The organism is Longimicrobiaceae bacterium, from assembly GCA_036375715.1.
Lineage (GTDB): Bacteria > Gemmatimonadota > Gemmatimonadetes > Longimicrobiales > Longimicrobiaceae > DASVBS01.
Genome location: DASVBS010000026.1, coordinates 1 through 24,657, shown reverse-complemented (window position 1 = coordinate 24,657; position 24,657 = coordinate 1). Strand labels below are relative to the sequence as shown.

Sequence of the window (24,657 nt, the reverse complement as noted above, 5' to 3'; positions counted from 1 at the left end):
ATGGCCACGGTTTCGGATGGGAGCGTGTTGAGCCGCATGAAGGGCGCGGCGATGCTGGACGTCAATACCTACGAGGAGGTGGAGGCGGACTCCACCGCGACCACCCAGGCCGCAATCGTTGTGGCGATCGTGGCAATCGCCAGTGCGATCGGAGGCGCAGGCGAGGGCGGGCCGGGAATCATCGGAGGGCTCCTGGCCGCGATCGTGGGGTGGCTCCTCTGGGCGGGTATCACTTACCTCATCGGCGACAAGCTGCTGGGTGGCACCGCGACCTGGGGCGAGCTGTTGCGGACGATCGGTTTCGCGCAGTCGCCGGGTGTACTGTACGTCCTGGGGATCATCCCCTTCCTGGGCGTGTTCGTCCGCTTCGCGGTGGCGATCTGGATCCTCATCGCAGGGATCATCGCGCTCCGCCAGGCTCTCGATTTCAGCACCGGAAAAGCGATCCTGACCGCAGTACTCGGTTGGCTCGCGATGGTGGTGGTGGCCGTGTTGCTCTCTCCCCTGGCACTATGAGCACGCGCTCCCGCTCCCGCGCGGGTGCCTTGCCCGGCGTCAGGCGCGGCGTTCTCGTCGCCCTGGCGCTCCTCGGATTGACCTTACCCGGCCAGGCGCAAGCGCAGGATGCGGCCGAGGATGAGGTGCGCGCCGTCATCCAGCGGCTTTTCGATGGGATGCGTCTGGGCGACAGCACGATGGTGCGATCGACCTTTCATCCGACCGCGCGGCTCTTGACTTCAGGAATCCAGTCGGGTCAGCCGCGTCTGCAGGAAGGAAGCGTCGATGATTTCGTTCGCGCGGTGGGGGCCCCGCACGACGCGATGTGGGATGAACGGATCGAGAACCTGGAGGTCCGCGTCGACGATCCGCTGGCTACCGCCTGGATGGACTACCGCTTCCATCTGGGCGAACAGTTTTCCCACTGCGGGGTGAACGCCATGCAACTCGTCAGAACCCCCGACGGCTGGAAGATCCTGCACGTGGTCGACACCCGACGGCCTGCCTGCCCCGCCTGATTCCGGTGGGGCGCTCAGGTCAGCCGCAGGCGTCCACCCCTCCCAGCTCCACTCCCGGGGCGTCCGCGCGGAACCACCCCTCGGTTCCGTCGGGCGCCACAGCGTGCGCCCACCATTCGGTGCGATGCTCGCCGATCATCTCTCCGCGCGGTCGGTCGGTCGCGCTACTCCAGAAATCCGAGACCTCCACGAACTCTCCGTCCAGCCAGGCGTTGTAGCTGCCTTCCCCGATGTAATCGAGCAGGACCAGCGTGTCCCCGGGCGCCAGCGATCGGTCGACCATGGGGGTAACGGTGTCGGTGACCGCAATCAGGGCTACCTCAGCGATGCGCACGAAGCCGGTATCGGCCTGGAACGCGGTCCCCGCGGCGAGACGCCCGCTCGCCGGCGCCCCCTCCCGCGGCTCGCTAACGAGGGCGATGTCGCTCTCTGCTTCCCACTCGCCGTACATGCAGCACTCGAAAGGACAGGCACTTCCCCTCACGAGCGCGTCCTCCGGAAGGCGCGAGGCCCAACGCTCGACCGGTCCCGCTGCCGACGGATGACTGGCGGTGTCGGCCAGCGAATCGGGGCTGGGAGCAACGGCTACCGCCGAATCGCCGCTATCGGTCGATGCCCCTCCCGATTCAGGGGAATCGGCACACCCCGCGACGATCAACGCGAGCGGAAGAGCGACAAGAGCGCGGGCAAAAAGGACCGAGTGAGACATGACCTCTCCAGCGTTCGATTTCGTCAGGTGCCAGCGCGGCGCGGCCGAAGCAAGAGACAGGCCGGAGCCGGGCCCTGGCCGGAACCTTGCGCCCGGCGGCGAGCATGTCGAGACCCCGGATCTTCCTTCTCTCGCCGGCCCACTGCGGCGGCAAGCGCGCGTCGCTGCTCACCCGGCCTGACGCCGCGTTCGACCTCGCGGTGCGTCTACGCTCCCCGGCAGGTGCGCCGCTCGGTGAGATCTTCGCTTTCCTCAGCGGGTTGTATTTCCGCGGAAAGATGGCTTACTCACAGCGCTTCGAGAATCCTGGCGGGAGTGTGCCGGGCACCCTGGTGATCACTCCCTGCCGCGGGCTGCTTTCGCCCCACACGCCCGCGGGGCCGGAGCTGCTGAGGGAATTCGCGGAGATTCCGATCGACCTGCGCAATCCGCGCTATCACCTGCCGCTGCTCGAGGACGCGGAGCGCCTCCGTGCCTCGGCCCCGGAGGGCGCCCACTTCGTTCTGCTGGGGAGCGTCGCCAGCGACAAGTACATCGCGCCCCTGACGCGCGTCTTCGGCGAGCGCCTCGTCTTTCCGCCCCTCTTCGCGGGGATGGGCGACATGCAGCGCGGATCGTTGCTGCTGCGCGCCGCCGCGGAGGGAGTGGAGCTCGAGTACAGGCCGGTCCTCGGGGCGATGCTGAGCCGGGCACGGCGCAGGGGGGCGGGGGTCGCCCCGCCGCGAGGAGATTGTTGAGCGGCCGCTGCGGCCCCGCCGGGCAACTCTGATCCAGGAGGAGGCGGGCGTGACGCTCCCCATCCCGTTCGACTACGCGCCGATGGAGGCCGAGACGGCCTCCCGGCTGCCGCGCGGCGACGACTGGCTGTACGAGCCGAAGTGGGACGGATTCCGCTGCCTCGCCTTTCGTGACGGAGACCGGGTGGAGCTTCGCTCCAAGGCGGGAAAGCCCCTCGGGCGCTATTTCCCCGACGTGGTGGAGGCGATCCAGGCGACGCGGGCGCCCAGATTCGTCCTCGATGGAGAGATCGTCATTGCCGTCGACGGGGCGATTTCCTTCGATGACCTGCTCCTGCGGATCCATCCGGCTGCCTCTCGGGTGAAGCTCCTGGCGACCGAGACACCCGCGGACCTGATCTGCTTCGACCTGCTGGTCGATGCAAAGGCAGAGGACCTCACCGGTGAGCCGCTCCGCGCGCGTAAGCAGGCCCTGGAGCGCTTCGCCCGCAGCGCGCTGAAGAAGTCGCCACGCCTGCATCTCTCCCCTTCTACCGACGACTTCGCGATCGCCAGCAAGTGGCTCGAGGAAGGGGCTGGTGGTCTCGATGGGGTCATCGCCAAACGTGCTGATGCGGCGTACGCCTCCGGGGATCGCAGCGCGATGGTGAAGGTGAAGCGGACGAGGACGGCCGACTGCGTAGTGGGCGGGTTCCGGTGGAGCAAGAGCGGGAACGAGATCGGGTCGCTCCTGCTCGGCCTCTACGGCGCGGACGGCCGGCTACACCACGTGGGGTTCTGTTCGGCACTGAGTGCCGAGAAGAAGAAGGAGGCGCGCGAGAAGCTCGAGCCTCTACGCGGAGGAGAGGGCTTCGGAGGTCGTGCCCCTGTGGGCAAGTCGCGCTGGCGAAAGGAGGGGACGGGGGCGTGGGAGCCGCTGCGCCCCGAGCTGGTCGTGGAGGTGGAGTACGATCACTTCAACCAGGGCCGATTTCGTCACGGCACCCGCTTCGTACGCTGGCGCCCGGACAAAGCACCGACCCAGTGCCTGATGGATCAGGTGGAGAAGGAGGGGGCGAACGCCTTGAAGATGCTGTGAGCTGGCCAATGGCCGCGCAACCACAGGCATCCCGGAGAGGAAACCGCGGAGGGCGCGGAGGACGGGAGGTCGGACAATTACGAATTACCAAAATCCGAAATCCTGCATCGAGGCTTTTTGCCCTCTGCTCCCTCCGCGTAATCCTCGGTGGCTTCTGTGGTTACAGGCTGATCGGCACTCCTTGAGATCAGAACTTCACCAGGTTCCGCCCTCCGCGCTTGGCCTCGTACAGCTTGCGGTCGGCGGCGTTGACCAGCGCGCTGCGGCCGAGCCCGGCGCGCATCTCGGCCACGCCGGCGCTCAACGAGACGGTAATGCCGGGTGCCAGACTGTCCCAGTCGTGTGACGCGATGGCCATGCGCAGCTGCTCACAGATCTCCGCCACCTCCTCCGCGGAAGCCTCGGGGAAACAGAGCAGGAACTCCTCGCCGCCATAACGGGCGACCACATCGGTATCGCGACAGCGATCGGCGAAGATTTTCGCCACGCGCCTGAGCACCTCATCACCCACCTCGTGCGCATGCTGGTCGTTGATGCGCTTGAAATGGTCAAGGTCGATAAGCGCCACCGCGAAGCGCCTCCCGTAACGCACGAACTCCTCGATGCGCCCGTCCAGATACTCGTCAACATACCGCCGGTTGAAGAGCCCGGTGAGCTGGTCGCGAATGGCGAGCTGCTCGAGCTCCGCCGTCTTCTCGCGCAGGACGCGCGTTCGATCGGCGATGATGGTCTCCAGCTCGAGCCGCATGCGCGCGAACTGTGTGACCACCCCCATGACGGTGGTGACCACGGCCAGCATCAGCACGATGACGGGCAGCTCCATGCGGTTGAAGATGATCGCCACCATCACCGCGGCCATCCCCGCCCCTGACTCCAGGCAAAGCACGAAGCGGTTGAGGTAGCGGTCCCAGTACCCGTCCCTGAGCAGGAGGTGCAGTCCCATGCCGACCTCGTTGACCACCTGCATGGAAAGGATCAGCAGCGGCAGGAGCAGCGCGGCCGTCCAGTCGAGCGTGGTCAACGGCACCTGCCCACCCAGCTTTTCGTAGATCAGCCCGCAACTCAGGATCATCAGGGTCATCAGCCCCGAATTGTTCAGCGAGGCAGTAATCACCTGCGCGAGGCTGAACCCCTTCCAGAGACGGTGCCAGGGATAGATCAACGAAGCGAGGCCATTCACGAGAGCGGCCTGCACCGGTCCGAGGACCAGGATACTCGCCACCTGGGAGACGCGGTCGAAGGAGACGTGACCGATCTTCGGGTGGTGGTAGCCCGTGGTGATCGTCAGCAGTCCGTAGAGCAGAAAGAAGACGGACGCGCCTGTGCGCTCGGACGCCGACTCGCCCGTCCAGTCGAATGCCAGCGACAGCGAGAAAACTGCGGCGAGAAAAAGGGCGGCCGAATAGAGGACCTCCGGTCGGCGCAGAAGCTCGAGGGTGGTCGGATCCTCCGACCGCAGTGCCACCCGCGGGGAAATCGTGCGTTTCAATGCCTGATCTGCGATCGACTACGGGTCGGATGGGGTGTGGGTGATCCGCGGACGCGATCATCCTCGTATCGCGGGGGCGGCACGGTCCGAGAGTGCAGGACCGACTCCTCCGGTCACGGCAGGTCAGGGCTGGCCAGCTCCCCCGTGGGATCCACCATCCGTTCCAGGTGGGCGATGGCCCGCGCCGATCCCGGCCCCTCGTACACTATCTCGTAAAAAGACACACGATCGGGTACATGCTCCAGCAGGATCAGGCTCGGCGGTCTACCCTGTTGCTCCAACCCGATGCGCAGGGTGGGGCTGCCAAGCTGAACGTACCGCGAGTAGAGATAGGTGCGCCTCCCATCCGACTCCTCCACGTACACCTGCCACGGCTGCCCGTCATCCCATAGCGGTCGCCCATCCCTTACCTCGGCTCGCGCCATGAGCACGACCCTTTCCAGCTCTCCGTCACTGTCCAGGTCAGCCTCAGCCGAGCGGCTGTACATCCACCCGTCCTGTCCCGCTACTGCCGGCTCTATGGAAGTATCGACCAGTGCGATCTGCGGCTCAGGCAGCGAATCGGGAACCGGATCGAAGCCGTCCGGCACGGCGACCGTCGTATCGGCGTTTTCAGTATGCGCACCCTGAGATGGTCGACGGTCCCCACACCCGCTGACGAGTGCGGTTCCGGCGGCGAGCACGAGCAGCCCCTGAAGGCGGCGCCCGACACCCGATGGCATTCTGGAACGCGGGCTCACCCCTCGTCCTCGCGATCCTCGCGCTCCGAGAGGAACTGGCTCAGCCCCTCCAGATCGTCGCTGTTGATGAGGTCGACGCCGGTTTCGTGAAGCAATTCCCAGACCTCTGGCCGATCCGGGGCACCCCAGAAGCGGATGCGCCGCCCCTGGGAGTGCGCCAGAGCCGCCAGCTCTTCGAGGCGGGCGCGCAGCTCCGACGGTGGGGGTCCCTCGCCGTTCCAGTCGGTGACCTGGTCCCAGGAGTCGCTGATCAACGGCATGAACGATGGGGGAAGCGAAGCGTTTTCCTCCAGATCCGAGAGGCGGCCATCGTAGGCGGCGAAGCGCACCGGCGCCGCCAGCAGCGCAGTTTTCGGCCGGTTGCCGGAGATGACCGCCTGCACCGGGCCTTCCACCACGATGTCCCCCACTGTGAAGGTCAGGATGTCGGCATAGCTGCGCAGCAGAGGATGGAGGCGGGCGTAGGTATCCTCCGCCCCGCTCTTGATGTCGATCAGGAGGAGGAGGGGCGGTGCCCCGGGATAGACCGCACCGTCACGACCGGCCACGCGGGCGCGCAACGGCGCCAGGTAGAGCGACTCGAGCGTGCGGGTAGGATCCACCTCTTCGCGGTCGTGGGCGACGAGCAGTTCGTCTCCCACGAGGTGCACGTCTACCTCGACGCTGTTGAAGCCGTGCTCGAGCGCGTCGTGAAGCGGACGGGCATGCAGGTAGTCGTTGTGCGCGTGCGCCCGCAGCAGCGGGTCGGGGTCGGAATCTCCGCCTTGCGGGAGGGCGGTGGCGGCACTCGAAAAGGCCAGCAGTGAAATGCAGAAGAGGGCGGCTCGAGCCGTTCGGCTTCGCCAGACGGGGCGCGAGGAAGAGGATCGCGAAGCAGAAACTCTCTCCATCGATTCAGGCACGTAGGGAGCGGGTTCCGTTCCCGACGCCACCGCGGCGAAGGGGCACGCCTCACGGCGCGCCCCTTCGCTCATGCAGCTAATTGGCCAGCGGGTTCGGGCGTATCTGGAATTTCAGCACTTTGCTCGTCGTTCCCTTGCCGGTTTCCATGTGGAACGGAGCGCGAGTGCTGATCGTCGCCCACACGCCGCGACCCTTCCATCCGGCATCGGGATCGTCGATCCGCCCGTCCATCCACTTGGTGTAGAAGCCGGTGGGGTAGGGCACACGCAACACCACCCATTCCCCGTCCACGAGAGCCAGTAGCGCCTCCGAAGCGTTGCCCGTGTTGATCGGCACGTTGGCGCCAAGCCCCAATGTATTGTGCTGGTCCACCCAGGTGTAATAGCTCGCCTCCGCGCTGCCTGGCGTTTCCACACCGCCCAGTTGCGGCAGCGGCTCGGTGTAGAAGGTCCAGCCTTCTGGGCAGTGCTGCCCGGTAGCCTGCGGGCCGTTGAGTGGACCCTTGCACTTGCGCCGGTCGAAGCTCGCCAGGTGGCCGCTAGCGAGCGCTACCCAGTAAACGCCGTTGCGGTCCACGTCGCCGCCGCGGGGAGAGAAGCCCTCCATCGGGATGCCGTCGCGCATCGGCAGCTCGTAAACCTCCGCGAGCGCGGTGTGGGGCGGGTTGTCGCCGGGGTCCAGGCGGATCACCGCGCCCGGGAAGCCCAGCTGAGTTCCCCATACCGATCCATCCGGTGCCGGAGCCACCGCGTAGAAGGCCCCTCCGTAGCGTTTGTCCTTGGTCGGGTCCACCGGCTCGTCCGGCTCCACATACTCGTCGCGGCGGCCGTTGCCGTTGGTGTCCATGATCAGCGCCGTCCACCCCTGGGAAGCCGCCTCATCGCCCGTCTCCTCGAACTTCTTGACATCCAGCCACCCCACGACCTGACCGCCGCCGCTGGTCCACAGCGTGTTGTTCTCATCCTCGGCGAACATCAGGTGGTGCGTACTGAAGCAGGTGGAGATGTGCGTCGTCTTGCCCGTCGCCGGGTCGTACATGGCCAGGTGCCGGTACGAACGCTCGAGCGGGAACAGGGCTGCCGAGGGGTGATCCGATCCCTCGCGACAATAGTCGGGATTCTCCGGCGGCCGCACGGCGGCGGTCAACCAGAGGCGGCCCCGCTCGTCGAGCATCGGGTTGTGTACGTTCGTACGGCTGGTCCAGATCGCCTCTTCCCCCCAGTACGGCGACGGGGCCATCGGTGGACCGGACGCAACCGGGGTGTTCGGGTCACGCGGCGCGAGCGGAATCTTGCTCGCAGTGTGCGTGCTCGGATCGAGCACGGGGACGTAGTCGGCGCTCGCTTCCAGTGCACCGTACAGCGGCCCGTTCGCGTTGACCGTGGGGTTCCGGCGGTCGGTAGAGACGAGATCGTGGAGATACGCCTTGGGATCGGCCCAGTCCCAGATGGTGATGACCACGTTGCGCTCGACCCCCTCGGGCCGAGGTGGCGCCGGAGGCACTGCCCCGGCGGCGATGGTGTCCGTCCAGTCGGCGAACATCCGCAGAGTGCGCTCGCGACCGAGGCGGTTGAGTGTGCCGATCATCGATCCGCCGGCCTGCCCGGACATCAAGCGCCGCTCCCATGCCTCCTCCGAGGACGCGAAGGTGCCAAGCGCTTCCGGGATACGTCGCGTCCCCGGCGAGCCCAGCGCGTGGCACGACGTGCACGCGCCCGACTTAATGGTGCGGATGTAATCCGCCTGCTGTTCGATGTCGGCGTTGATCCCGTTCCCCGAAGGCCCGGTGCCAGGAAACTCGTCGGCCGACGGCACTTCGATAAGGGAGAACCAGTACCCGGCGGGATAGTACTCCGCTGCTGCCTGGGGAGTCGGGGCTGGAGTGGCCGTAAGGTCGAGCATTGCCCCCGGACGTGCCTGCGTCTTCTCGGAATCCACCAACCCGTAGCCCCGCACCCAGACTTCGTACTCTGCGTCCGGCAGGTCCGGAATCACATACCGCCCATCGTCGTCGGTCACGACGATCCGGGTGAAGGGAGTGGGTAGGTCCGTCGTGTGAGCAATGACCCACACACCCGCCTCCGGTCCGTTCGGTCCGGTGACCGTGCCACCGATGTCATCCGGGTCGATCTCGAGGTCGCCCCCGGCAGCGTCGGCTCCCACGCACCCCCCCATGACGAGGGCAGTTGCCAAGGGGATGCACCGGAAGGAGAGTGCCTTCCGGATCTTCCGGATCCGGGAAAACGGAGGAGTCCTGCTGGTCTGATCAACCATCGTGCGGCTCCGTTCTGAGTTGATTGCGGTCAGGTCCGCTACAGCTCGCGGATGCGGATGTCCTTGAACTCGACGCGACTGCCGTGGCCGAGGAAGCCGATGGCCCCGCTGCGGTTGAAGAGGCCCGGGTGCTCGCGACCATCTATCGTCCCGTTCCGGGCCGCTTCGCGGATATCGGCGTCGACGATCACGGTGCCGTTCAGCGTGACGGTGATGCGGGAGCCCTCAGCCCGGATCTCCTCCTCGTTCCATTCCCCCGCGGGTTTCAGCGCCCCCCGGCGCGCCGGCACCACCCCGTAGATGGACCCGTGGAACTGCCACGGCTTCAGCTCATTATACTGTTCGGCGTAGTCGTCCAGGATCTGGATCTCCATCCCATAATACGCCGCATCCTTGCCGCGCTCCGCACGGATCCCCACCCCGTTGTTCCCGCCTGGCTCCATCCGGAAGGAGAACCGCAGGACGAAATCGTCGAACTCACCGTCCACGTAGAGGTTGCCACCCCCGTCCGGGAGGCAGACGATGGCCCCGTTCTCCACCGTGTAGCCGTCCACGTCACCGCCCCAGCCGGTCAGGTCGGTGCCGTTGAACAGCGAGCGCCACTCTTGCTGTCCGGACGCCGCGCCAGGCGGGTGAAGGAGCATTATACCGAGGAGGATCAAAAGTATTCTTCCCATTAGACGACCTTCATTGCCTCCGAGTCCCAGTTGACGGCCTTCTTCTCGAAGTAGCTCATGTTCGTGAGCAGCGAGGGGGCCGCGGCGCGGAAGCCGAATACCGCGTCCTCGACTACTGGCTTGCGGTTGCGCACGGCGTCGAAGAAGACCTCGAAGTGGTCGAGAGAGTCGCTGTAGCCCGAGGGCGGAGCGTAGACCTCGGTATACTCCGGCCGTACCACCGGCTCCTTCTCGGGGTAGCGCTCACGGTACTCGCGGATCACTGCCTCCTCGATCTCGCGTGAGAAGGTGTATGCGGTGTGTCCGGGCTCGGTCTCCTTGGCCGCCCGCTGGAGCGTGACGCGATTGTCGATGGTGAGCACCCCGTCAGGTCCGATGAAGCGGAAGGACTGCCCTCCGCCGTCGCCGGAGGCGAAGTTCACCCGCATGTTGATGTTGAACGCGGGGTGCTTGGCAGTCTCGGGATAATCGTAGATCCCCACCATCACGTCCGGAACGTCGCGGCCGTCGAGCCAGTAGCGCAACCCCCCGGTGGACATCACGCGCGTCGGCCCGTTGCTGTCCAGCACGAAGTGGATGCCCGAGAAGAGGTGCACGAACAGGTCGCCCGGGACGCCGGTGCCGTAGTCCTGATAGTTCCGCCAGCGGAAGAGGCGGATCGGCTCGAAGGGGCGCTTCGGCGCGTTGCCGAGAAAGCGATCCCAGTCCACCGTCTGCGGGCTGGCGTCGGGCGGAATCGAGTACTGCCACGCTCCAATTGCGGAGTTCCGGTCGTACCGCGCCTCGATGAAGTTGACCGGCCCGATCGCGCCGCTGGCGAGCAGCTCCTTTGCTTTGGCGTAGACGATGGAGCTGACCCGCTGACTGCCGACCTGCAGCACGCGACCGGTTTTCTTCTGGACCTCGATTACCTCATGGCCCTCCGTCACCTTCTGGACCATAGGCTTCTCGAGGTAGACGTCCTTGCCCGCGTTCATGGCGTCGATCGCTATGCGGGCATGCCAGTGGTCGGGTACGGCGATGATGACCGCGTCCACGTCCTCCCGCGCCAGGATCTCCCGGTAGTCCCGCGTGGTGAACAGGTGGTTTCCCCAGACCTCCTTCGCCCGCACGAGGCGGCCGTCGTAGACGTCCGCGACCGCCACCAGCTCGACGCCGGGGACGCGCAGGGCGGTGTTGGTGTCCCCCGATCCCTGAATCCCCACGCCGATGGTCGCCAGCCGGATCGTGTCCTGCTTCGAGTAACGCCGCACCTCTCGCTCCGGCACCTCGATCGGGATGACGCGTCCGGCGGCCGCCGCTTCGCTCGCCAGCATGCTGCTGACGGCACCGCCGGCTAGGAGCGATCCACCTCGCCGGATGAACTGCCGCCGGGACGTTCTCTTGTCGCTCATGATGCTGGTTCGATGGGGATGGGTGAAATGGATGCGGTCACGGAGCCTCGACAGGCCGGACCCGGATGTTGCGGAAGCGGGCGCGATTCTCCGCACCCCATGAGCCCTCTCCGCCGTGGACCTGCAAGCCGATGTACCCCTCTGGCGGATAGCGCTCCTCGCTGTCCTGGTAATCGAAGGTCTGCACCCCGTTCAGCCAGGCGGTGATGTGCGCCGGCTGGCCGACGATACGGGCGCGGAGGTGGTTCCATTCTCCCGGCCGATAGTGGTCGCGCCAGTTCTCGTACTGCACCAGGAAGCCGCCCTCCGCGGGGGCGTACAGGCTCCCGACGTAGCCGTCGCTACGCACATCGATCGTCACCTGGTAGCCCATCCCATCCTCGCGCGTGCGGAGGAAGAGACCGGTGTCGACGGGATCATCGGCCATGAACTCGAGCTCGACCTCCACGTCGGAGAAGCTCTCGAGGGTCCCGAGAAGGCCGCCGGTATGGTCCGGCTCCTGGTTGGCTACAATGACGCCGTCCTCGACGGTCCAGAGGCCGCCCCTGCCGCCATGGACTGCCTTTCGCTCCCACCCCTCCAGGCTCTCGCCGTCGAAGAGGCTGCGTGCTTCCTGACCGGTGGCGGCACAGGCGGTGAGCCCGAGCGCGATGAATACGATGCCGAAGAGCTTCATCTCCCCTCCGTGCTGGGTTGGTCGAGGTCGAAGGATGCGATCCGCGGGCAGGTGCGGCGGAGCCGGGAAGCATACGGGATCGACGACGCCGGGCAGGACGACCGCTCGCCGCGGGTCATCTGCGAAGTGCCGCGCGGGGCCGTCTCCCGGCGGGTTCGTCAGTCTACATAATAGGAGAACCTCACTCGCCGCGCCTCGCCGTTCACGAAGACGATCTCTACCGGATCGTCGCCGGCGATACACGACGTACAGTAATAGGTGAGCGAACTGTCCGAGGCCTCGTCGGGGGCGCCAAAAGCACCGTCGATGGCGTCCCTGGTGAGCCCGAGCAACGGATAGCGCAGGTGATCGTTCGAACGCACTTCCACGCTCGACAACAAGTCCCGACCACCGCCCGGGTGATGGAAGCCGACAGTCATCTGCGGATAGTGATAGATGAAGATGGTATCCCTCACGCCGGGCACGTGGCGGTTCGCAATGACCTTCTGTGAGACGCTGTCCGGGGGACCCAACCGCACCTGGAGCGAAGCCCGGTCCTCTGGCACGAACAGCAGGCCATTGTCGACGAATTCCGTGCGCGAAGGTAGGGCACCGACCACCGGCTCGGCTGCGCGAGGCTCGGCTTCGGGCTCCGGATCCGGCGCGCATGCGGAGAGAGTCGTGGCAACCAGCACGAGTGCGAGGGTGCGCACCGGCTCCCGTACGCGCAGCTGGCCGGACCTCACCGATTGGCCTCCAGCGACGCGTTCAGCGCCGTGGCGAGCGCGGCTTCTCCGGAGACCAGCGCCCGCCAGGTGAGCTCGTGCCCCTTGCGCCTCCCCTTGCGCGTGAGCTTCAGCCCCTGCGGATCGATCGTGAGAGTGTAGCTCTCTCCGTCGATCTCCAGCTCCCGCTTCAATGTCTTATCGAGTTTCGTGGGCATAGCGAGTGGAATCGAGACTCTGAAGGCCGACGTTCAGCGAGCGGGTCACAGTGGGAGATGGAACGGGGGGAATCGGGCTGACGAACTCCATCACTGCTCGGGCAATTCCCCGCGCCGCGCGATCCGGCGCCTCGACCAGCACCTTACGGTCCCGAGGGCTGGTGAGGAAACCGGTCTCGAGAATCACTCCCACCGTCATGGGATGGAGGGCGTGCTGGTAACGCCGGGAGTTGAAGGCATAATAGCCGCGCATCCGCCGGGTCACGCTCCCGTAGTAGTCGAGCCCGGTCTCCTCTCCGTAGATGCGGTCCAGCAGAGATGCGAAGGTCGCCGCCTGACCCGTCCGGTCGCGGCGCGGCGCGGCCGCCCGATAGCCCGAGATGCGCGAGCTGTTATGACCGTCGGCGTGGATCGCAATGAACAGGTCGGCCCAGTATCCGGGCGGGATGGTGGTTGGAAGGATGTCGACGGTGTACCCGGAGTCGCGCAGCAGGGCCGCAGTGCGGCGCGCGATCTCGAGATTCACCTCCCACTCCGCAATCCCCTTGACCCTTGCGCCGTTGTCCCGCAGGCCCGCCTGTTCGGGCGGCGCCTCCGAAGCTCGCCAGTGTCCCGCCTGCAGTGCGATGCGCACGGGCCCCGGCGGCCGCGTCCAATCGGCGAAGGGATCCGGATCCGGCGCCGGAGCGCTCACCGAGACCGGAGACAGCCACACCCCATCCATCGCCCTGCCATCCACCGCGGGGCCGGACTGCGAAGCCGACTTCAGGGCGAGTCCCCCGCTGGCGACGAGGGAAACCGCGATTGCACCGAGCGCCGCTGCTCTCATGGCGGAAGCCTCCAACGGGCAAGTTAGTGCACGAGGCGAGCACGCGCGACTGACCTGTCGGATCCCACCGGTTCTACCGGTTCAGAGGCGGAGCCGTTGGTGGACGAACCTGCCCCCCGGCCAACCCCAAAAAACCCGTCACAGAAGCCCGGCCGCGCCGGGATCGAAACAGATGTGTGGCACCGCCAACGTGACCCTTGATGCCGGTCCGGCCACCCCCTATCTTGCGCCTCCCCCGAACAAATCCCGAAGATCGGGGATCACCTTCGACAGGGAGGCAAAGATGTCGAATTCAGCCGTCAATGCCGCACCGGTGATCACGCCAGAGCAGCTGCTGGCCCACTGGCAGGGTCACCGCCGGGTCACCCGCCGGGTCATCGAGGCTTTCCCGGAGGATCAGCTCTTCTCTTACGCCGTGGCACCCATGCGTACCTTCGGCGAGCTGGTCCTGGAATTCCTCGCGATGGACGTGCCCACGCTGGAGGAGCTCACCTCCGAGCAGCCGCGGCAGTACGAAACTCCCAAGGTGCAGGACAAAGCAGAGCTGCTCCGTCTCTGGGACGAGCACTCCCGGCGCATCGACGAGTTGTGGCCGCGTCTCCCCGCCGAGGTCTTCCAGGAAACCCGGACGATCTTCGGGCAGTTCACGTCGCAGGTCTGGGACCTGCTGTGGTATGTGATCGACAACGAGATCCATCACCGGGGGCAGGGATACGTGTACCTCCGCGCCCTGGGGATCGAGCCACCGCCCTTCTACGTGCGGGATTGATCATTGACGACCGACACCGACTCCGGATTGCCGCTGTGGCGCTCTGACTCCGAGACACGCTGGAGAGAAGCGCTCGACAGCTACGAGGCGGTGGTCGATCGGCAGGGTGTGGCCGCGCTGGGGGAGCTCGACCGCTGGGTCCGGCTCGAGCTTCCCGCGCGGATCACTTCCCGTCCCGAGCCGCACGTCACGCTGGAGGAGCTGGCGCGGGTCACTCGCTGGAAGATGGCTCGGGGCGTGTGGCGGGCCCGGAACCTGACGCTGGTGGAAGGGAACGACCCGGAGGTCGTGGTAGCGGTCAGCCGGGAGGCGTTGGCCGCCATCCCCGACCCTCGCCGCCCCATTGACCTGCTGGCGCGCCTGAAAGGGGTGGGGCCGGCGACCGCCTCCGCCGTCGCCGCGGCCGCCGCGCCTGAGACCTACCCCTTCTTCGACGAGCTGGTCGCCGAGCAGATTCCGGGATTCGGGGAGGTAGGCTTCACGCTTCCTTACTACCTGCGCTACGCGGAGGCCATCCGCCGCCGGGCGGAAGAGTTGGGAGGCGACTGGAACGCGGTGCGGGTGGAGCGCGCGCTCTGGTCGCACTCGGGCGGCAAGGCCGCCAGGGCCGGCCGCCGCTGACCGCTCTCCTCAGCCGCTGTGGTCGTGCACGGCGCGCCAACCGTCCTGCGTACGCACCCAGACCAGGGTGAACCATCCGGATTGTTCCGGCCGATTGCCGCCGGATAGGATGAACCGACCCGTCTGCAAGGCGGCGCCGGGGCCCAGCGGGCGAATCGCGATCTGCTCGAAGTCGAGCCGCTGCAGCGGACGGCCGTCGCGCCAGTAGGTGCGGGAGAACGCCTCGCGTACGCCCGCCACACCGGGCCGCGGCCCTTCTTCGGTCATGAACGTCACCGTATCTACATAGATCGCCAGGTGGCCGTCCAGGTCACCCTGGTTCCAGGCGTCGGAGGAGGCCCTGAGACGCATGAGGATCTCGGTGCGGTCTGCCTCCCAGCGTTCGGGCACGATGGGTCCGCGCGGGGCGCTTCCCGCACAGGCGGCGAGCAGGAGGGCGAGCGGTAGTAGGAATGCCTGGCGTAATCGGTTCATCAAAGGTATCGCCCCTCCCCGGTGAGGTCATGATCGTTCCTCGCCTGTCGTCATCACTCCCGTGGCGCTCCTGCACGCGAGCTGGGCGGCCGCCACCGGGCCGCGCGCCCACCCTCCACGTAATGTCCACACTTCCTCGATTGCGGAGCGCAGGAGGGTCGCCGGGAACGCCGGCACTGCCGACGTCACCCGTTTGCTTCTCCGTAGATCTCTGCCGGATCGATGCGGGCGAGCTCGACGAGAAACTCGGCGATGCGGTCGGTGACCGCATCAGCGTAGCGCGCGCCCGCTTCGGCGCTCGCGCGACGAGGGTCACCCACGCCGGTGTCGGCCGAGATGCGCGTCCACGGTCGCGGGGCCCAGGCCCACCCCTCCCGCATGCCGGCCAGGCGAGGCTTCCGCTCCGCTCCATCCCCTGCTTCGCTGAGCGGGCGTACCAGCTCAGGAGCCGCGTGCATCATCAGGCTCGTTTCCATCTCCCCCGCATGGTCACCAGGCTCGGTGAAGTAGTCCGAGCCGTCCACGATCCGGTACCAGTTCACCTGGCACAGATAGATGCGCAGCCGCATTTGCAGCTCGCGGATCATCTGCCTGAAGTCGTTGCCTCCGTGGCCGTTCAGTACGACCAGCTTGGGGATTCCCTGCACCTCCAGCGATTCCGCGAGGTCGCGTAGCACCGCAGCCTGGGTGCTCGGCCCCATGTTCAGACACAGGGGGATGTCCAGCTGGCCCGTCTGGACCCCATACGGGATGGTGGGCAGCACGATCACGCGGGCGCCTGCCGCGGTCGCCTTCCGAGCCGACTCCGCCGCGATGTAGTCGCACTGGATCGTGTCGGTTGCGTAGGGCAGGTGGTAGTTGTGTGCCTCGGTTGCTCCCCAGGGCAGAATGGCGACGTCGAAGGAGGACTCCCGAACGGCGCCCCAGGTCGTTTCGGCGAGGATGTAAGATCGGCTCACGAGCATAAAGGGGGTGAAGGGGAGACAGTACTGCGGCGTATTTATCTGGCGGATGACACAGACGTCGGTAAGGCGCCGGCGATCCCGCGATCGCCCCGTAGCTTGCCGTCAACGGCGCCGGGCGGCAAGTGGGGGCATGAGTACGGTCGGCACAGCGAAGCCCAGCAAGCAGTGAGGACGTGCTCTGGCTTGATCGGCTCGGGCTCGGGCTCTATCGTGCCAGCCGCAGCCCGCGCCGTGCCGGCCTCGGGTCCGCGCCTCAGGCCAAACGCGACAGGGGCGACGAATGTACTCCCTCTGCTCGCAACTCTTCTCTCCCTGTTCGGTCACCCATGCAACCACGCTCCCGGCTTCTGTCCGCGCTCGCGACCTGCGTGACACTGCTCGCGCCCGCGCTGCTCGTAGCCCAGTCCACGACGGTGGCTGAAATCACCGTTCACGCCGGAGACCATGAGCGGGTCAACACCCCGATCACGGCCCCGCTCACCGGCATCCCCCTGCACCTGGCGACCAGCGACCTGCGCCTGGTGGAAACGACCGGCGGCCGCGAGGTCGAAGTCCCCTCGCAGGTCCGCCCGGGCAACCCGGACCAGCTTGCCTGGATTCTATCGGGTACCACCGCGCCGGGCACCTCCCGCACTTTCGAGCTGCGTACCACTCTGCCGGCCGGCAGCGACAGGTCCGCGGCGGTGACAGTGGCCGACGACGGGAACAACCTGAACATCGAGGTGGGTGGCAAACCCGTCCTCTCCTATCGGTACACGCCGATGCCGGTGCCGGAGGGCGTACGGCCGGTCTTCAGTCTCAGCGGCTTCATTCACCCGCTCTACTCCCCGCAGGGAGAGGTGCTCACGCGTATTCAGGCGCCCGATCACTGGCACCACTACGGGATCTGGAATCCCTGGACTCACACCGAGTTCGAGGGAGACACGGTGGACTTCTGGAACCTGGGGAGCCGCCAGGGACGCGTGCGCTCGGCCGGCGTCCTGACGCGCCAGTCCGGCGACGTCTTCGGAAGCTTTCGCTCTCTGCACGACCACGTCGCGGGGAACCAGGAAAAGGGTGAAAAGGTCGCGCTGAAGGAGATCTGGGAGGTCACGGTGTGGAACCCAGGCCCCGACCAGGAGGCGTGGATCGTCGATTTCAGCTCCACCCTGAGCCCGGCTTCGAATTCGCCACTGAAGATCCTCGCCTATCGCTACCAGGGGTTCTCCATGAGGGCCACGGAGAAATGGGGCGACGCCAACTCGCGCCTGCTCACTTCGGAGGGCAAGGACAAGAGCAACGGCAACGCCACGCGCGCGCGCTGGATCGACGTGAACGGGGCGACCGACGTCCCCGCAGGCCGATCCGGAGTGCTTTTCCTCTCCAGTCCCAGCAACTACAACCACCCTGAGCAGCTACGCATCTGGCCGACCGGCCAGAACAGGGGCGTCGAGAACGTCTTCATCAACTTCAACCCGGCCCAGGAACAGGACTGGCTGCTCGAGCCCGGACAGACGTACAACCTGAAGTACCGGCTGTTCGTCTACGACGGCGAGATCACACCCGAACGGGCGGAACGGCTCTGGGTCGACTTTGCAGACCCTCCGCGGGTCGAAGTACGCCCCGTCGACGGGCGTTAAACCGGCGAGCTAAGCCTCAGCGCGGGCGCGATCAGTATCATTGCTCGGCCTGGGTGTGACGGATAACGTGGGATCACGCAGAGTCGGCGCGCGCCAGCGGGAGCGATCGAGCCAGGTCGCCCGCTCGCGCGCAGATCACCAAGGGGCAGACACTCTTCCCAGTGGAGGACACACCATGCGCCATGCATTCCGAACCGCGGTCACCACTGTCGCCGCGCTGGTCGTGGCCGGGGTCGGGACCGCTCGGGGCCAGGACGAAGTTGCCCGGGCGGTTACCGACGGTGGAATCTCGGTCCCCGGCTGGACCGGCCGCATCGACGCCAGGGAAGCGGCCCAGGGGCAGGTCCTCGAGAACGCCAAACTGGCCCCCGAGGGTGACGGGATGCGCGTCACCACGGGCCCGGCCGTGGCATACTGGAACCCGGAGAACGTGGCCAGCGGGAACTACACGGTGAGCGCCACCTTCACCGAGCCCGAGTACATGTCGCTCAACGATCATCCGCACCCCTACGGCATCTTCATCGGCGGGAACGACATGGGGACGGACCAGCAGAGCTACCTGTACTGCGCGGCTTACGGAAACGGTAACTTCATCGTTCGCGGCTTCGGTCCCGAGCCCTTCCAGCTGAACGGCCGCCGCGGCGAGGCGCACGACGCGGTGAACCGGGCAGCCGGGCCGGGACAGCCGGTCGCGCAGCAGATCGCCCTGTCCGTGAAGGACGACAGGGTGGAATGTGCGATCAACGGCACGGTCGTGGGAAGCTACCCGAAATCCGACGTGGTGACCGCTGGGCGCCTGAAGTCGACCGACGGTGTGTACGGCATCCGCTTCGCCCACAACACCGACGCCATCGTCACCGATTTCAAGGTGACGCAGGACTGACGCAGGACCGTACTCCGCTCAGCTATCACGAATGGGCCACCCTCTCCGCGCGGGGAGAGGGTGGCCTTCTTACATGTCAAAGACCGGCCAGGTTAGCGGACCGTCCACCGCGGGACGTCCGGCGGCGCATCACGGCCCGTACACCGCGCGGCGGAAGCTGCGGTGCAGACCGATGGGGTCGAAAGGTACCAACTGGACGAAGAGGACGGCGGTGAGGTCGTTACGGGGATCGACCCAGAAGAGGGTACTGGCGAGGCCATCCCAGAAGAACTCGCCGACCTCGCCCGGATTCTCGTCGGGGGAAGCCGGGGGCCGGGTCCGGACGGCGAAGTCAATGCCGAAGCCTACCTGGCCCTTGCTCGGCAGAAAGGAACGCTCCGTCACCGAGTCGGAGAGCTGATTGGTGGTCATCAGCCTGACCGTCTCCGGCTGCAGGATGCGCGCGCCGTCCAGTTCTCCCTCGTTCTGAAGCATCAGCGCAAAGCGCATGTAGTCGTCGATGGTCGAGGTCAGGCCCCACCCTCCCGGCGTCAGCGGCCACTCACGCGTGTTGAAGGCATGGGATTCCTCACGCGGCGCCTTTGTCAGCTCTCCGTCCGGCCCTCTCCGATACATGGCCGCGAAGCGCGCGCTATCCGTCGCGGGCACGAAGTACCGGGTCTCGTTCATTCCCAGCGGTTGGAAGATTCGCTCCCGCAGGTACTCGGCGAACGGGATCCCCGCCATCTTCTCAACCAGATAGGCCTGCACGTCTACCGAGGGACCGTAGCCCCATTGCTCGCCAGGATGGAAAACGAGCGGGACGCTGGCGAGGGCCCGAGCCATGTCCGCCAGCGTGTTTTCGCGGTCGAAGGGATCAGCCTGCGCGTAGAGTCTCCCGACGTAGGAAGTATCTGCCCCGCCGGCGAACCCGGCCGTATGTCGCGTGAGGTCGCGGATGGTGATCTCGCGGCGCGGCGGCTCCAGAACCGGCTGGCCGGCACTGTCGCGCCCGGCGTAGACGCGTACGTTCGCGAACTCAGGAGCGTAGCGCGAGAGCGGATCGTCCAGGTCGAACAGACCGCCCTCGTGCAACTGCATGAGCGCCACGCCGGTGACCGGCTTTGTCATGGAGAAGATCTGCACGATGGTGTTCCGCTCCATCGGCACGCCGGCCTCCCGGTCCGCCATTCCGAACGCGCCGAAGTACACCTCCTCGCCCCTCTCGTAGACCAGCGCGGAAACACCTGCCACCAGCCCCTCGTCCACGAACCGGGAGAGCGTGCTGTCGATCCTTGCCCTCGCCGCATCGTCGATCAGCCGCTGCCGCTCGACCCCCGTCTGCGCGGAAGCACCCGGGACCAGCATGACGGCAGAGAGCGACACCACGAGCGGAGCCAAGCGGAGGTGGTTCGCGCTGGATCTGCGCGCAGTCGAAGTGGACATGGAAGTCACATCAGGGGTGGGACGCCGCTATCGACGCAGAGCAGGAGGAAAGTACGTGCGGTGTGTCACACGAACAATGCCAGCCGGTGCCGAGCAACGCGGACGCGACCGGCTTTCTCGTGGGGTGTCCCTCAGGCCGGGAGCTCCGGAAACGGCACGCCGTAGCGGGCCCTCCAATCGCGCTTCGCCTCCTCCGTCTCCGGCCAGTGCAGTACCAGGCTATAGCCGTCGGGATCACGCAGCTCCAGGCTGCGGAACCCGTAACCGGTAACCGCCGGCGGGGCGAGTTCGAACCCTTGATTTTGCAGATGGATAAAGGCGGAGTCCAGGTCGGAGCAGCCGAAGTAGAGAGCGGTGTCGGCGTGGCCGGCGGTCCGGGCAGACTGCCTGGGCGGAATGCTCCTCTGATCGTATGCTCCGTTCAGCATCAGCTCGATGCCTCCCCGCGCGAGCAGCGCCCAGCCAGGCGCGTACTCGGGACCCGAGGCGGACACAACGGTGAAGCCGAGCGCGCGATTGTAGAAGTCGACCGACACCTTCATGTCGCGTACGAGCAGCAGAGGAACCATCCCGGTGAGCCTCGGCTCCATGGTGCAACCTCCGGGGGCGGGTGTGGCGTGCGCCGAGGATGGCTCAGGATCCTTCAGAGGGCGAAGGGATCCTCTCCCGCGCCAGCGCAGCTAGTGAGCGGGACGCAGCCAGACAGTATGCTTCGATCAGCAGCGCTTCGACCTCGTCGGATGGAACGCGAGCCAGAGTCACGCCGACCCATCGGCCACCCCAGACATCGCGGAATGCCTCCGGGTCGTCACGCAGCAGCATGTCCAAGGCAATCGGAGTCGTTTTCAGGTTCACGGTCAGGCCGTCCTCCGGCAGGGTGGCGAAGATCTTCTTCCGCACCCTCAGGTCCGGTCGCCCCATGTGTGAATCCGCATAGGCCTCCGGCAGCGACAGCGCCAGATCCCGAACCTGCTGCTGCGTCAAGAAGCGGCGTGTGCTCACGTGATTGCCTCCGTCCGTCCGCGCCTGGCACGTCGCCCCACGTGCTTGGGAAGGGCGGGCCTGCCTTGCCTGGGACCGCCCATCTGAGTGCCGCCTTCCTCATCATCGGTCCTGCTCCTCACGCATAGTATGCTGGGCCGGCCCACCTGGCCATCTTCAGGTGGCTCCTCCGGACTACGCGGCGAGCCGGGCACGGTTTCACGACCACCGGGCGCGAGGCGGAGAACTGCAATCGGGCCTCCGGGAAGAAAGCTGTAATTACAAGAACCTTGACGGCGCACGAGCCGCCGGTAGGTTGGCGGGAGTCCGCTTGACAGGGATTTCTCCTGGTGAAGGCGAGGTGACGAATGGCGAGTGTGCGTGTGCTGGTGGGTACGCGAAAGGGTGCGTTCGTGATCAGCGCGGACGGCACCCGGCGCGACTGGAAGGTGGATGGACCGCATTTCGGCGGGTGGGAGGTGATGCACGTCAAGGGCTCTCCGCTCAACCCCGACCGGATCTATGCCTCGCAGTGGACGGACTGGCATGGGCAGGTCGTCCAGCGCTCCGACGATGGCGGAAAAACCTGGGAGGCGGTCGGCAACGCCTTCGCCTACCAGGGCGACCCGGGCACCCACCAGTGGTACGACGGCACTCCGCACCCGTGGGATTTCAAGCGGGTCTGGCATTTCGAGCCCTCGCCGACCGATGCGGAGGTGGTCTACGCCGGTGTGGAGGACGCCGGCCTCTTCCGCTCCGCCGACGGCGGACGCACCTGGGCGGAGCTTCCGGCGTTGCGGACGCATGCGCGCGGCAACGACTGGGCGCCGGGCGCGGGCGGGATGTGCCTGCACACGATCCTCATCGATCCGGCGAACGACCAACGGATGTACGTGGCGATCTCCGCGGCGGGCGCCTTCCGCACCGATGATGGCGGAAAGAGCTGGAAGATCGCCACCAGTGGGCTGCGCTCGGATTTCCTGCCGAATCCCGAGGCGGAGATCGGCCACTGCGTCCATCGGCTGGCAATGCATCCGTCGCGACCGGAAACGCTGTTCATGCAGAAACACTGGGACGTGTGCCGCAGCGACGATGCGGGGGAAAGCTGGCGGGAGGTGAGCGGCAATCTGCCCAGCGACTTCGGCTTCCCCATCGCGGTACACGCCCACGAGCCGGAGACGATCTACGTGGTGCCCATCAAGAGCGACTACGAGCACTACCCGCCGGAGGGAAAGCTTCGGGTCTACCGCAGCCGGACGGGCGGGAACGAATGGGAGCCGCTCACGCGTGGGCTCCCTCAGAAGGACGTGTACGTGAACATCCTGCGCGACGCTATGGACGTCGACTCGCTCGAGCAGTGCGGGATCTACTTCGGCACGACCGGGGGACAGGTGTACGCCTCCGCCGACGCGGGCGACAGCTGGCAGGCGATCGCCGAACACCTGCCCCCGGTCCTCTCGGTCGAAGTGCAGACGCTGCCGTGACCGCGATCCGCGTGTCGCTCCCGCCGCACCTTCGCCGCCTCGCCGGCGTCGGCGAAGAGGTCACCGTGCAGGTGGAGGGGAGGCCCACTCCGAATTCGGTGCTGGATGCTCTGGAGGGAATCTACCCGATGTTGCAGGGGACCATTCGCGAACACGGCTTGCGACGGCGCCGAGCGTACCTGCGCTACTTCGCCGACGGAGAGGACATTTCCCACGACGACCCCGACCAGCCCCTCCCGGAGGCGATCGTCGCCGGGAGGGAGCCGTTTATCGTGATCGGGGCGATTTCCGGGGGGTGACACCCGCGGTGGGCTGACCATGCCTGCGGCGGGCTGAACAGCCGGGTCGTAGGCCCGCGCAGCGCCCTACCTCACTGCCCCACGCCGGCAGGCGCAAAGATGGAAATATCCACCTCATCCGCCATGCGCTGGTATCCGGCATCGTTGGGGTGTAGGTGGTCGCCGGGGTCGTAGGCCGGCAGGAACCAGGTCGGGCTCTCGGGGTTGCGCGTGGCCGCGTCGAAGTCGATGACCGCGTCAAACTCGCCGGAATTGCGGATCCAGTCGTTCACGGCGGCCCGGATCTCTTCGCCCTCTTTGGAGAAGTACCCCGCGCCCTCGTACGGCGTCAGCGTCGCGCCGGCCACGCGCACTCCCCGCGCGTGCGCCCGTTCGATGACCTGGCGATACGCCCAGATCAACCGCTCCGCGGTGACGGCCGGGTTCGTGGGGCCCCGGGCGATCGCTCCGATGTCGTTGATCCCCTCCAACAACACGATCCATTTCACCCCGGAGTAGCTGAGAGCGTCGTTCTCGAGGCGGGCCAGCACGCTCACGCCCGCACCGTCGCTGAGAACGCGGTTCCCGGAGATCCCCGCGTTGACAACGCCGATGTTGCGGGTGTCCTCGTTGGCCGCCAACCGGGCGGCGAGCCGCGACGGCCAGGATCGGTCGGCATCGGGGGTGGAAAGGGCTCCGTCTGTGATCGAGTTGCCGAGCGCGACGATCGCGAAGGCATCCTCGGGCGCAAACACGTCGATACCCGCCAGCCAGTAGTAGGACTGGGTGGTGGTGTCGGCCGGGAAGTCGGTCGCGGCGGTGAAATCACCCGGACCCGAGATATAGGTGGTGTGGAGCCCGAGCGGATGCGTGGTGGGCCGCCCAGCGTCTCCCTGGAGGTAGAGGCTGACCACCAGGTCCTCCAGCGGAGCGGCCTCGAAATCCACCGGATCACTGTACGCGACCACCCCCGGGTGCAGGACCAGCGATCGCTCGCCGCCGAAGGTCACCTCCTTCGCGCTTCCCGGGACGATGGCGGAGCCGGAGGCGCGGCGCGCGACCGTGGCGGCACCGATCACCACGGTGGGAGCACCGAAGGCGTTGGCGACTCGTAAACGGACACGATCTCCTCCGATGCTCGTTTTCACGACCATCCGGACCGTCTGGTTCGAGATCGTGAGCTGCGGCCGCCCGTCTCGCCGAGGCTGATTGGCGTCCTCATGCCGATACAGCTCCTGCGCCGTTCCCCACGTTGCCACCCAGTGCCCCACTTCCGTGGGCACCTGCGCACCGAGGTCGACGACCGAAATCGGAGCGACCGTGACTATAACGACCCAAAATTGTAGAACCGCGGAACGGAGGAAGGAGCGTCGGTTGAGCATGTCGGGTCAGGGGTTGGGGGTCTTCAGCATTCGCACGATCCTTGCGCGCTCGCAGGCTTTGCCCGGTAGGCTTCATTCTTTCCGACGAACAGGCGAGGCGCAGCATGGCACGCGAGACCGGCACCGTAGAGCGGTTCATGGACGACAAGGGGTTTGGCTTCATCAAACCCGACAGCGGCGGGAAGGACGTCTTCGTCCACCACTCGGCAATTCAGGGAACGGGCTTCAAGTCGCTCTCGAAGGGGCAGAGGGTGGAATTCGACCTGGTCCAGGATCCCAAGGGGCCCCGCGCGGAGAATGTCGCGCCCGTGAACGAGTGAAAGCGGCTCGCG

At 66.5% G+C, this 24,657-nt stretch carries 28 protein-coding genes; 11 read left to right on the top strand and 17 right to left on the bottom strand.

Features of this window, described 5'->3' with window-relative positions; translation table 11 throughout:
* On the top strand, positions 1-516 hold the full coding sequence (locus tag VF167_04565) for a YIP1 family protein (protein HEX6924674.1): 516 nt from the start codon (positions 1-3) through the stop codon (positions 514-516).
* Entirely contained in the window at positions 513-1,016 is a 504-nt protein-coding gene (locus tag VF167_04560; GenBank protein HEX6924673.1) for a nuclear transport factor 2 family protein, read from the top strand. Before VF167_04565 ends, VF167_04560 begins: the two co-directional genes overlap by 4 nt.
* Positions 1,017-1,035: 19 nt before the next feature.
* Here the strand turns inward: VF167_04560 and VF167_04555 are convergent, their stop codons facing one another.
* Complete coding sequence (locus tag VF167_04555) at positions 1,036-1,725, bottom strand: hypothetical protein (protein ID HEX6924672.1); 690 nt, start codon at positions 1,723-1,725, stop codon at positions 1,036-1,038.
* 104 nt (positions 1,726-1,829) lie between these two features.
* On the opposite strand from VF167_04555, the gene VF167_04550 reads away from it, so the two are divergent.
* Together VF167_04550 and VF167_04545 are read left to right on the top strand one after the other, a co-directional pair.
* Entirely contained in the window at positions 1,830-2,462 is a 633-nt protein-coding gene (locus VF167_04550) for a hypothetical protein (GenBank protein ID HEX6924671.1), read from the top strand.
* 49 nt (positions 2,463-2,511) lie between these two features.
* A complete protein-coding gene (locus VF167_04545) occupies positions 2,512-3,540 on the top strand; it encodes an ATP-dependent DNA ligase (protein HEX6924670.1) in 1,029 nt (342 codons plus the stop codon).
* A gap of 187 nt (positions 3,541-3,727) precedes the next feature.
* On the opposite strand, the gene VF167_04540 is transcribed toward VF167_04545, so the two are convergent.
* From VF167_04540 to VF167_04495, 10 genes are all read right to left on the bottom strand, one after another.
* On the bottom strand, positions 3,728-5,029 hold the full coding sequence (locus tag VF167_04540; GenBank protein ID HEX6924669.1) for a GGDEF domain-containing protein: 1,302 nt from the start codon (positions 5,027-5,029) through the stop codon (positions 3,728-3,730).
* Positions 5,030-5,142: 113 nt separating this feature from the next.
* Positions 5,143-5,751 carry a hypothetical protein gene (locus VF167_04535; GenBank protein HEX6924668.1) on the bottom strand — a complete coding sequence of 203 codons (609 nt, stop codon included), beginning with the start codon at positions 5,749-5,751 and terminating at the stop codon, positions 5,143-5,145.
* 14 nt (positions 5,752-5,765) lie between these two features.
* On the bottom strand, positions 5,766-6,659 hold the full coding sequence (locus VF167_04530; GenBank protein ID HEX6924667.1) for a phosphatidylinositol-specific phospholipase C/glycerophosphodiester phosphodiesterase family protein: 894 nt from the start codon (positions 6,657-6,659) through the stop codon (positions 5,766-5,768).
* A gap of 88 nt (positions 6,660-6,747) precedes the next feature.
* Positions 6,748-8,946, bottom strand: a complete 2,199-nt coding sequence (locus tag VF167_04525) for a hypothetical protein (protein ID HEX6924666.1) — start codon at positions 8,944-8,946, stop codon at positions 6,748-6,750.
* Positions 8,947-8,984: 38 nt separating this feature from the next.
* Entirely contained in the window at positions 8,985-9,590 is a 606-nt protein-coding gene (locus VF167_04520; protein ID HEX6924665.1) for a DUF1080 domain-containing protein, read from the bottom strand.
* A gap of 32 nt (positions 9,591-9,622) precedes the next feature.
* Positions 9,623-11,017, bottom strand: coding sequence for a Gfo/Idh/MocA family oxidoreductase (locus VF167_04515; protein ID HEX6924664.1), 1,395 nt, complete (start codon positions 11,015-11,017; stop codon positions 9,623-9,625).
* Between the two features lie 37 nt (positions 11,018-11,054).
* Positions 11,055-11,693 carry a DUF1080 domain-containing protein gene (locus VF167_04510; protein ID HEX6924663.1) on the bottom strand — a complete coding sequence of 213 codons (639 nt, stop codon included), beginning with the start codon at positions 11,691-11,693 and terminating at the stop codon, positions 11,055-11,057.
* Positions 11,694-11,851: 158 nt separating this feature from the next.
* Complete coding sequence (locus tag VF167_04505) at positions 11,852-12,418, bottom strand: hypothetical protein (protein ID HEX6924662.1); 567 nt, start codon at positions 12,416-12,418, stop codon at positions 11,852-11,854.
* Positions 12,415-12,615, bottom strand: coding sequence for a hypothetical protein (locus VF167_04500; protein HEX6924661.1), 201 nt, complete (start codon positions 12,613-12,615; stop codon positions 12,415-12,417). Before VF167_04500 ends, VF167_04505 begins: the two co-directional genes overlap by 4 nt.
* Positions 12,596-13,444 carry an N-acetylmuramoyl-L-alanine amidase gene (locus tag VF167_04495; GenBank protein ID HEX6924660.1) on the bottom strand — a complete coding sequence of 283 codons (849 nt, stop codon included), beginning with the start codon at positions 13,442-13,444 and terminating at the stop codon, positions 12,596-12,598. The genes VF167_04500 and VF167_04495 overlap by 20 nt, the downstream gene beginning before the upstream one ends.
* 283 nt (positions 13,445-13,727) lie before the next feature.
* Here VF167_04495 and VF167_04490 point away from each other — a divergent pair, with 283 nt between their 5' ends.
* Positions 13,728-14,213: a DinB family protein gene (locus VF167_04490; protein HEX6924659.1), complete on the top strand. Its 486-nt coding sequence runs from the start codon at positions 13,728-13,730 to the stop codon at positions 14,211-14,213.
* Positions 14,214-14,216: 3 nt separating this feature from the next.
* Positions 14,217-14,834, top strand: a complete 618-nt coding sequence (locus VF167_04485) for a hypothetical protein (protein HEX6924658.1) — start codon at positions 14,217-14,219, stop codon at positions 14,832-14,834.
* A gap of 9 nt (positions 14,835-14,843) precedes the next feature.
* Here the strand turns inward: VF167_04485 and VF167_04480 are convergent, their stop codons facing one another.
* Positions 14,844-15,308: a nuclear transport factor 2 family protein gene (locus VF167_04480; protein ID HEX6924657.1), complete on the bottom strand. Its 465-nt coding sequence runs from the start codon at positions 15,306-15,308 to the stop codon at positions 14,844-14,846.
* A 185-nt stretch (positions 15,309-15,493) separates the two neighbouring features.
* Entirely contained in the window at positions 15,494-16,267 is a 774-nt protein-coding gene (locus VF167_04475) for a creatininase family protein (protein ID HEX6924656.1), read from the bottom strand.
* A 332-nt stretch (positions 16,268-16,599) separates the two neighbouring features.
* On the opposite strand from VF167_04475, the gene VF167_04470 reads away from it, so the two are divergent.
* Both VF167_04470 and VF167_04465 read left to right on the top strand, forming a co-directional pair.
* Positions 16,600-17,892, top strand: coding sequence for a PmoA family protein (locus VF167_04470; protein HEX6924655.1), 1,293 nt, complete (start codon positions 16,600-16,602; stop codon positions 17,890-17,892).
* A gap of 175 nt (positions 17,893-18,067) precedes the next feature.
* Entirely contained in the window at positions 18,068-18,775 is a 708-nt protein-coding gene (locus VF167_04465; GenBank protein HEX6924654.1) for a hypothetical protein, read from the top strand.
* Between the two features lie 129 nt (positions 18,776-18,904).
* Here the strand turns inward: VF167_04465 and VF167_04460 are convergent, their stop codons facing one another.
* The 3 genes from VF167_04460 to VF167_04450 form a co-directional block, all read right to left on the bottom strand.
* Positions 18,905-20,200 (bottom strand): serine hydrolase domain-containing protein, encoded by a 1,296-nt coding sequence (locus VF167_04460; GenBank protein HEX6924653.1) that lies wholly within the window; start codon positions 20,198-20,200, stop codon positions 18,905-18,907.
* A 131-nt stretch (positions 20,201-20,331) separates the two neighbouring features.
* Positions 20,332-20,790: a VOC family protein gene (locus VF167_04455; GenBank protein HEX6924652.1), complete on the bottom strand. Its 459-nt coding sequence runs from the start codon at positions 20,788-20,790 to the stop codon at positions 20,332-20,334.
* Between the two features lie 43 nt (positions 20,791-20,833).
* Positions 20,834-21,202, bottom strand: coding sequence for an MmcQ/YjbR family DNA-binding protein (locus tag VF167_04450; protein ID HEX6924651.1), 369 nt, complete (start codon positions 21,200-21,202; stop codon positions 20,834-20,836).
* A 347-nt stretch (positions 21,203-21,549) separates the two neighbouring features.
* Between VF167_04450 and VF167_04445 the strand changes: the two genes are divergently transcribed.
* Together VF167_04445 and VF167_04440 are read left to right on the top strand one after the other, a co-directional pair.
* Positions 21,550-22,665, top strand: a complete 1,116-nt coding sequence (locus VF167_04445) for a sialidase family protein (GenBank protein ID HEX6924650.1) — start codon at positions 21,550-21,552, stop codon at positions 22,663-22,665.
* Complete coding sequence (locus tag VF167_04440; protein HEX6924649.1) at positions 22,662-22,964, top strand: MoaD/ThiS family protein; 303 nt, start codon at positions 22,662-22,664, stop codon at positions 22,962-22,964. The genes VF167_04445 and VF167_04440 overlap by 4 nt, the downstream gene beginning before the upstream one ends.
* A 71-nt stretch (positions 22,965-23,035) precedes the next feature.
* Here the strand turns inward: VF167_04440 and VF167_04435 are convergent, their stop codons facing one another.
* Complete coding sequence (locus tag VF167_04435; GenBank protein ID HEX6924648.1) at positions 23,036-24,325, bottom strand: SGNH/GDSL hydrolase family protein; 1,290 nt, start codon at positions 24,323-24,325, stop codon at positions 23,036-23,038.
* Between the two features lie 104 nt (positions 24,326-24,429).
* Between VF167_04435 and VF167_04430 the strand changes: the two genes are divergently transcribed.
* A complete protein-coding gene (locus tag VF167_04430; protein ID HEX6924647.1) occupies positions 24,430-24,645 on the top strand; it encodes a cold-shock protein in 216 nt (71 codons plus the stop codon).
* Positions 24,646-24,657: the final 12 nt, after the last annotated feature.

Excerpts from the sequence above, each read along its gene's own strand:
- VF167_04535 (HEX6924668.1), bottom strand. The coding sequence starts at position 5,751 with ATGCCATCGGGTGTCGGGCGCCGCCTTCAGGGGCTGCTCGTGCTCGCC.
- VF167_04490 (HEX6924659.1), top strand. The coding sequence starts at position 13,728 with ATGTCGAATTCAGCCGTCAATGCCGCACCGGTGATCACGCCAGAGCAG.
- VF167_04455 (HEX6924652.1), bottom strand. The coding sequence starts at position 20,790 with ATGGAGCCGAGGCTCACCGGGATGGTTCCTCTGCTGCTCGTACGCGAC.
- VF167_04460 (HEX6924653.1), bottom strand. The coding sequence starts at position 20,200 with ATGTCCACTTCGACTGCGCGCAGATCCAGCGCGAACCACCTCCGCTTG.
- VF167_04555 (HEX6924672.1), bottom strand. The coding sequence starts at position 1,725 with ATGTCTCACTCGGTCCTTTTTGCCCGCGCTCTTGTCGCTCTTCCGCTC.
- VF167_04520 (HEX6924665.1), bottom strand. The coding sequence starts at position 9,590 with ATGCTCCTTCACCCGCCTGGCGCGGCGTCCGGACAGCAAGAGTGGCGC.
- VF167_04565 (HEX6924674.1), top strand. The coding sequence starts at position 1 with ATGGCCACGGTTTCGGATGGGAGCGTGTTGAGCCGCATGAAGGGCGCG.
- VF167_04435 (HEX6924648.1), bottom strand. The coding sequence starts at position 24,325 with ATGCTCAACCGACGCTCCTTCCTCCGTTCCGCGGTTCTACAATTTTGG.
- VF167_04470 (HEX6924655.1), top strand. The coding sequence starts at position 16,600 with ATGCAACCACGCTCCCGGCTTCTGTCCGCGCTCGCGACCTGCGTGACA.
- VF167_04550 (HEX6924671.1), top strand. The coding sequence starts at position 1,830 with ATGTCGAGACCCCGGATCTTCCTTCTCTCGCCGGCCCACTGCGGCGGC.
- VF167_04465 (HEX6924654.1), top strand. The coding sequence starts at position 18,068 with ATGCGCCATGCATTCCGAACCGCGGTCACCACTGTCGCCGCGCTGGTC.
- VF167_04445 (HEX6924650.1), top strand. The coding sequence starts at position 21,550 with ATGGCGAGTGTGCGTGTGCTGGTGGGTACGCGAAAGGGTGCGTTCGTG.
- VF167_04480 (HEX6924657.1), bottom strand. The coding sequence starts at position 15,308 with ATGAACCGATTACGCCAGGCATTCCTACTACCGCTCGCCCTCCTGCTC.
- VF167_04500 (HEX6924661.1), bottom strand. The coding sequence starts at position 12,615 with ATGCCCACGAAACTCGATAAGACATTGAAGCGGGAGCTGGAGATCGAC.
- VF167_04430 (HEX6924647.1), top strand. The coding sequence starts at position 24,430 with ATGGCACGCGAGACCGGCACCGTAGAGCGGTTCATGGACGACAAGGGG.
- VF167_04515 (HEX6924664.1), bottom strand. The coding sequence starts at position 11,017 with ATGAGCGACAAGAGAACGTCCCGGCGGCAGTTCATCCGGCGAGGTGGA.
- VF167_04560 (HEX6924673.1), top strand. The coding sequence starts at position 513 with ATGAGCACGCGCTCCCGCTCCCGCGCGGGTGCCTTGCCCGGCGTCAGG.
- VF167_04530 (HEX6924667.1), bottom strand. The coding sequence starts at position 6,659 with ATGGAGAGAGTTTCTGCTTCGCGATCCTCTTCCTCGCGCCCCGTCTGG.
- VF167_04525 (HEX6924666.1), bottom strand. The coding sequence starts at position 8,946 with ATGGTTGATCAGACCAGCAGGACTCCTCCGTTTTCCCGGATCCGGAAG.
- VF167_04510 (HEX6924663.1), bottom strand. The coding sequence starts at position 11,693 with ATGAAGCTCTTCGGCATCGTATTCATCGCGCTCGGGCTCACCGCCTGT.
- VF167_04495 (HEX6924660.1), bottom strand. The coding sequence starts at position 13,444 with ATGAGAGCAGCGGCGCTCGGTGCAATCGCGGTTTCCCTCGTCGCCAGC.